The sequence below is a fragment of the Kineococcus arenarius subsp. arenarius genome, from assembly GCF_050871845.1.
In the GTDB taxonomy this organism is placed as follows: domain Bacteria; phylum Actinomycetota; class Actinomycetes; order Actinomycetales; family Kineococcaceae; genus Kineococcus.
Genome location: NZ_JBJLSE010000147.1, coordinates 1 through 5,990, shown reverse-complemented (window position 1 = coordinate 5,990; position 5,990 = coordinate 1). Strand labels below are relative to the sequence as shown.

Sequence of the window (5,990 nt, the reverse complement as noted above, 5' to 3'; positions counted from 1 at the left end):
GGCTGCGGTGGTGGGCGTGGTGCTGGCCGTGGTGGGCTCTGGACGCTCGTGGGGCGAGGCGGTGACCCTGACGGCCTTCGGCATCGGCTACGCCGGGGTGGTGGCGGTGCTGCTGCACGCCACGGTCGTGGCTGGTCGAGCCGCGCGTGCGGTGCATCCGCGCCGTTGACGACTTGCTCTTCGACGAGATCGCGATGTCCGCGGCACAAGCGCGAGGTCGGCGGCGGATCGAGAGGCGCGAGCGGCTCGCTTCAGTGAGTCGGCCGTTGTCGCAGCTGCAGCGGCTGGTGGTTCAACGGGCCGTTGCGGGCCTCGATAAAGACTTCCTCGTCCTGGTGCACCTGCACCTGCAGGGTGCCGGCGCCCAGGGGTGCCCCGGTGCCGCGGTAGCGCCAGAACGCTTCGAGCGTGTGCTGACCTGGCTCGAGGGTGAAGACGCTGGTGCGACCCCACGCCAAGGCGTGCTCGGTTCCGTCCAGGCAGAGGTACGGCTTGGCGGCAGGCCTCAGCAGCAGGGCGTTCATCCAGTGAGGTCGAGCCAGGAAGCTCAAGCGTGCCCCGCGCTGGCTGGTGCCTCGGGCGGTGTCGCTCACGACCTCACTCTTGCACCGGTCACTGCAGCGGCGGCCACCACTCGCACTTCGACAAGTCCGTGAAGTCATCGACCGGCCATGATCGCGCTCGGAGGGCGGGATGACCGGTAGATCAGGCGCTTGCCTCAAGGACCGCGGCGTTGTCGCAGGGGCCGGTCGTCACCGTCCTCGACGTAGCTGATCTCGACGTCGGGCAGCTCGTTCTGCAGCTGGTAGGCCAAGCCCAAGCCCTCGTCTCGCCAGGCCCGCTCCTGCTCGGCGTCGGGCCAGCGGTAGTCAGTCCGGCCGAGAGCGTTGTAGCGCTCGTTCCATCTCCGCAGCTGCCCGACGAGCTCGTCGCTGGCACCGAACTCGCCCGGGTCGACTGTGCCCATGTGGTCGACGTCGCTGTCCCAGACCGGGTCCTGAACGCCCCACTCGGCCATGACCCGCAGGGCGACGGGGCGGTAGGGCTCCTGCACCTGATGAGCATGGCACCCGATGCCCAGCCTCGGGATCACGCCAGTGGAAGCGGGATCACCCCATCGCGGTCTGGTCTGGCCGCTTGCTCATCGGCATGACCGCGAGAACGTCTCCTGGCGACCCGCAGGACGAAACCGGTGGAACCCGGTCACCGCTCACTGGTAGGAGACGAACACCGGCGACGGGTCCACCGCGACGGTCTCCGCCGGGGTGAACGTCGGGTCGTCCTCGTCGAGGAAGTTCTTCCACCCCCACACCAACCCGGGCGGTCCCTGGGACGTCAGCACCCCGTAGGTGGCCTCCTTCATGCCCGGCGTGCCGTGCCCGTCGGCGTGCACGACGGTCACGAGCTCGTCCCGGCCGGTGTCCACGGTCTCGCGGTCGCGCACCATGGAGGTGCGGAACTGGTGCAGCAGGAACACCTTCTGGGGCAGGGTGTTCTCCCGCACCAGCTGCGCCAGCCAGTCGCCGACGGCGTTCACCTCGTCCGCGCCCACCGACCCGATCTGGCGCAGGTGCACCTGGCCGGGCGCCAGCCGCCACTCCGGGTCCAGGGCGAGCCCGACGTGCGGGCGCAGCAGCAGCGACTCGTAGCGCTTCGCCTGGGTGAGGAAGTCGGTGCGGCCCGGCTGCAGGTCCAGGACGACGGCGACACCGGCCCGCCCGGCGGCGTCCACCCACTCCTCCAGCTCGGCCGGGTCGACCTCGTTGGAGTAGTCGCCGTCCGGGCCCGGCGAACCGGAGGCCACCGTGGTGATGATCTCCAGCGTGGGCACCGCCGGCCGCTCGTCGAGGCCGTCGTAGCGGCTCGCCAGCTCCCGGGCCCGTTCCAGGGTGGCGTCCAGCGGCTGCTCGCCCAGCAACCCCAGGCTCGGTGCCCCCGGGTGCCCGTACAGGGCGACCAGTCGCCGGTCCGCCAGCGGCAGCTGCCCGCCGCCGGGCACCTGCGCCCCGGTGGCGGCGGTCTCGACGCGGGCGGCGAAGACGTCCTGCGCCGCGAAGGCGGGGCCCAGCCCGACCACGTGCTGCGGCGCGGCGGCGTGCAGCGCCTCCACGACCGCACCGTCGGCGCGCGGGTCGCCCGACGGCACGGTCAGCACCTGCGCCCCCACGGCCCGCGCCGTGGCCGCGGCGGCGGCCTCCCACGCGGCTCCCGTGAGCAGCACGACGGTGCCGGTGCCGCCTCCCGCGGCGGCGGGGCGGGGGTCGTCGGCCTCCTCCACGTCCGGGTCGCCGCGCTCGGTCAGCGCCTGCTCGGCCCACGTCGCGGCCGCCCCGCCGACCGTGAGGACCTCCTCGGCGCCCAGCCGGCGCACCTCCCCGGCCGTCGCGGCACCCGGCAGCAGCAGCGGCACACCCAGTCCGGCCGCCACCGCCGCACCCCGCTCCAGCGAGGCCGGCTCGTCCGCGGCCACGACCACCGACGGGCTGGTGTCCAGCAGGTGGGCGCTGAGCGCCACCGCCGCCTCCGGTGCGGTGGCCGCACCCAGCACCGCGCTGCGCCCCGCGGGCCGCGCGAGCACCGCGCCGGACGACGTGGTGGCGGAGGCGGCGGCGCGCTGCCCCTCGCCCGCACCGCCACCCGCACCGCCACCCTCGCCGGCGGCCGAGGAGGTGCAGGAGGTCAGGGCGAGCGCCAGGACGAGCAGGCCGCTGGCTGTGCGTGCGTGGATGGCGTGCTCCCGGGGGTCGCGCAACGGACCGTTCGGGGACAGCCTGCCAGGTGCCGGAGCCCGCCCACCGCGACCGCGCCCGCTGGCGCGCCGGGCCCCGCGGACGAGACTGGACCGCGCCCGGCGGCTCCGGCCCCACCGCGACGAGAGGACCCCCACGTGCCCACCTGGTTCATCACCGGCTGCTCCACCGGCCTCGGCCGCTCCCTCGCGGAGGCCGTGCTGGCCTCCGGCGAGAACGCCGTCGTCACCGCCCGCGACGTGGAGCGCGTGCGCGACCTGGAGGAGCAGCACCCCGGCACCGCCCTGGCGCTCGCGCTGGACGTGACCGACCCCGCGCAGGTGGCCGACGCGGTGCACCGGGCCGAGGAGCGCTTCGGCGGCGTCGACGTCCTGGTCAACAACGCCGGGTACGGCTACCGCGCCGCCGTCGAGGAGGGCGACGACGCCGACGTGCGGCGGTTGTTCGACACCCACGTGTTCGGGGCGGTCGCCACGGCCAAGGCGGTGCTGCCCGGCATGCGCGCCCGGCGCTCCGGCGCGATCGTCAACCTCTCCTCCATCGGCGCGCACGTGTGCCCGCCCGGCTCCGGGTACTACGCCGCCGTCAAGGCGGCCCTGGAGGCGCTGTCCACCTCGATGCGCCAGGAACTGGCACCCCTGGGGATCAGCGTGACGATCGTCGCACCCGGTGGTTTCCGCACCGACTTCGCCGGCCGTTCGCTGACGCAGTCCGCCGAGGCGATCGCCGACTACGCCGAGACCGCCGGCAAGCGCCGCAAGGAGAACGACACCGTCCACGGCACCCAGCCCGGGGACCCCGCGAAGGCCGCGCAGGCGATCATCACCGCGGTGCGCTCACCCGAACCGCCCGGCCGGCTCTTCCTGGGCGGCGACGCGGTGGGCGCGTTCCGCGGCGTCCTCGACGCCCAGCGCGCGGAGCTGGACGCGTGGCAGGAGCTCAGCACGAGCACCGACTTCGGCGACTGACCGGCCGCGGGCCCGGCGCCCGGAGGGGTGGGACCCGCGGCCGGGCTCGCGGTCCTCACCCCTCCCGCGCGCCGCGCAACCGCTCCATCTCGCGCCGGTCCCGCTTCGTGGGGCGCCCGGCACCGCGGTCGCGGTTGCCGAACGCCCCGAAGAACTCGTCCTTCGGCGGTGGGGGAGGGGAGTTGTCGACGTACGCCTGCGCGGCCACCGGCGCACCCACCCGCTTGGTCAGCGGCTGCACCACCTCGAAGACCTTCTCGTAGCCCTCGGCGCGCACCCGCACCTCGTCGCCGGGCACCACCTTCGTGGCGGGTTTCGCGCGCTCGCCGTTCACGCGCACGTGCCCCGCCTTGACGGCTGCCGCGGCGACCGAGCGGGTCTTGTACAGCCGCACCGCCCAGACCCACTGGTCGACCCTCGTCACGCCCCCACCGCCCGCGTCACGAACCCGCGAGGACCCCGTCGACCAGTTCCTGCGCCTCGGACTGCACCCGGCGCAGGTGGTCGCCGCCCTTGAAGGACTCCGCGTAGATCTTGTAGACGTCCTCGGTGCCGGAGGGGCGCGCGGCGAACCACGCGTTCTCCGTGACGACCTTCAGCCCGCCGACCTTCGCGCCGTTGCCGGGCGCCTCGGTGAGCTTGGCGACGATGCGCTCGCCGGCGAACTCCTCGGCGGTGACCTGGTCGGCGGACAGCTTCGACAGGGTCGCCTTCTGCTCGCGGGTGGCGGCGGCGTCGCTGCGCACGTACTGCGGCGCGCCGTGCTTCGCGGTCAGGTCGCCGTAGTGCTCGCTGGGGGTGCGGCCGGTGGTGGCGATGATCTCCGAGGCCAGCAGCGCCAGCAGGATGCCGTCCTTGTCGGTGCTCCACACCGACCCGTCGCGGCGCAGGAACGACGCGCCGGCGCTCTCCTCGCCGCCGAAGCCGACGGAGGAGTCCAGCAGGCCCGGCACGAACCACTTGAACCCGACGGGCACCTCCAGCAGCGCGCGCCCCAGGTCCTCGGCCACCCGGTCGATCATCGAGCTGGACACCAGCGTCTTGCCGATCGCCGCGCCGGCCGGCCAGCCGTCGCGGGTGGAGAACAGGTACTGGATCGCCACCGCGAGGTAGTGGTTGGGGTTCATCAGGCCCGCGTCGGGGGTGACGATGCCGTGCCGGTCGGAGTCGGCGTCGTTGCCGGTGGCGACCTGGAACTCCGAGCGGCGGTCGATGAGGGAGTGCATCGCCGACGGGGAGGAGCAGTCCATGCGGATCTTGCCGTCCCAGTCGAGCGTCATGAACCGCCAGGTGGGGTCCACCAGCGGGTTCACGACCGTCAGGTCCAGGCGGTGCCGCTCGGCGATCGCCGCCCAGAACTCCACGCTCGCCCCGCCCAGGGGGTCGGCGCCGATGCGCACCCCGGCGGAGCGGATCGCGTCGATGTCCAGCACGTTGGGCAGGTCGTCGACGTAGGTGCCGAGGAAGTCGTAGCCCTGCGCGGCGGTGCGGGCCCTGGCGAACGGGATGCGCCGCACACCTTCCAGGCCCGCCTCGAGGTACGCGTTGGCCTTCTTCGCGATCCAGCCGGTGGCGTCGGTGTCGGCGGGGCCGCCGTTCGGCGGGTTGTACTTGAAGCCGCCGTCGCGCGGCGGGTTGTGCGAGGGGGTGACGACGATGCCGTCGGCCAGGCCGGACCCGGTGGTGCGGATGCGCGAACCGTCCCGGTTGGCGCGCAGGATCGCGTGCGAGACCGCCGGCGTCGGGGTCCAGCTGTCGCGGTCGTCCACGAGGACGGTGACGTCGTTGGCGGCCAGCACCTCCAGCGCCGAGCTCCACGCCGGCTCCGACAGGGCGTGGGTGTCGCGGCCCAGGAACAGCGGGCCGTCGTAGCCCTGTTCGCGGCGGTAGTCCACGATCGCCTGGGTCGTGGCGAGGATGTGCTGCTCGTTGAACGCCCCGTCCAGGCTGGACCCGCGGTGCCCGGAGGTGCCGAAGGTGACGCGCTGGCCGACGTCGGAGGGGTCCGGGGTCAGCGCGTAGTAGGCCGTCACGACGTGCGCGACGTCGATGAGGTCCGAGGCTTCGGCGTGCTGGCCCGCGCGCGGGTTCGTCATGGTCCCTCTTCCGTGCCGGTGGTGTCCTGGCGTGCGGGTCGATCGTGCACCCGCACCCCTCACCCTGCCAGCCCTCCCGCCGGTTTCCCCCGCACCCGCCCCCCGGGGGGGGGGGCGGGGCGGGGCGGGGGGGCGGGCCGGCCGGCCAGGGGGGGGGGGGGGGGCGGGGGGGCGGG

General features: G+C 74.1%; 6 protein-coding genes. 1 reads left to right on the top strand and 5 read right to left on the bottom strand.

Annotated features, from left to right (window positions below; all coding sequences use genetic code 11):
• Positions 1 to 251: 251 nt before the first annotated feature.
• The 3 genes from ACRYM0_RS20035 to ACRYM0_RS20025 all read right to left on the bottom strand — a co-directional run bounded on the left by ACRYM0_RS20035 (position 252) and on the right by ACRYM0_RS20025 (position 2,752).
• Positions 252 to 593, bottom strand: coding sequence for a hypothetical protein (locus ACRYM0_RS20035; protein ID WP_242125031.1), 342 nt, complete (start codon positions 591 to 593; stop codon positions 252 to 254).
• Positions 594 to 718: 125 nt separating this feature from the next.
• Entirely contained in the window at positions 719 to 1,054 is a 336-nt protein-coding gene (locus ACRYM0_RS20030; RefSeq protein ID WP_432507607.1) for a hypothetical protein, read from the bottom strand.
• A gap of 156 nt (positions 1,055 to 1,210) precedes the next feature.
• A complete protein-coding gene (locus tag ACRYM0_RS20025) occupies positions 1,211 to 2,752 on the bottom strand; it encodes a hypothetical protein (RefSeq protein WP_432507606.1) in 1,542 nt (513 codons plus the stop codon).
• Between the two features lie 135 nt (positions 2,753 to 2,887).
• On the opposite strand from ACRYM0_RS20025, the gene ACRYM0_RS20020 reads away from it, so the two are divergent.
• A complete protein-coding gene (locus tag ACRYM0_RS20020) occupies positions 2,888 to 3,718 on the top strand; it encodes an oxidoreductase (RefSeq protein ID WP_432507605.1) in 831 nt (276 codons plus the stop codon).
• Positions 3,719 to 3,773: 55 nt separating this feature from the next.
• Here the strand turns inward: ACRYM0_RS20020 and ACRYM0_RS20015 are convergent, their stop codons facing one another.
• Both ACRYM0_RS20015 and pgm read right to left on the bottom strand, forming a co-directional pair.
• Positions 3,774 to 4,142 carry an RNA-binding S4 domain-containing protein gene (locus ACRYM0_RS20015; protein WP_432499145.1) on the bottom strand — a complete coding sequence of 123 codons (369 nt, stop codon included), beginning with the start codon at positions 4,140 to 4,142 and terminating at the stop codon, positions 3,774 to 3,776.
• Between the two features lie 16 nt (positions 4,143 to 4,158).
• Complete coding sequence (gene pgm / locus ACRYM0_RS20010) at positions 4,159 to 5,814, bottom strand: phosphoglucomutase (alpha-D-glucose-1,6-bisphosphate-dependent) (RefSeq protein WP_432507604.1); 1,656 nt, start codon at positions 5,812 to 5,814, stop codon at positions 4,159 to 4,161.
• Positions 5,815 to 5,990: the final 176 nt, after the last annotated feature.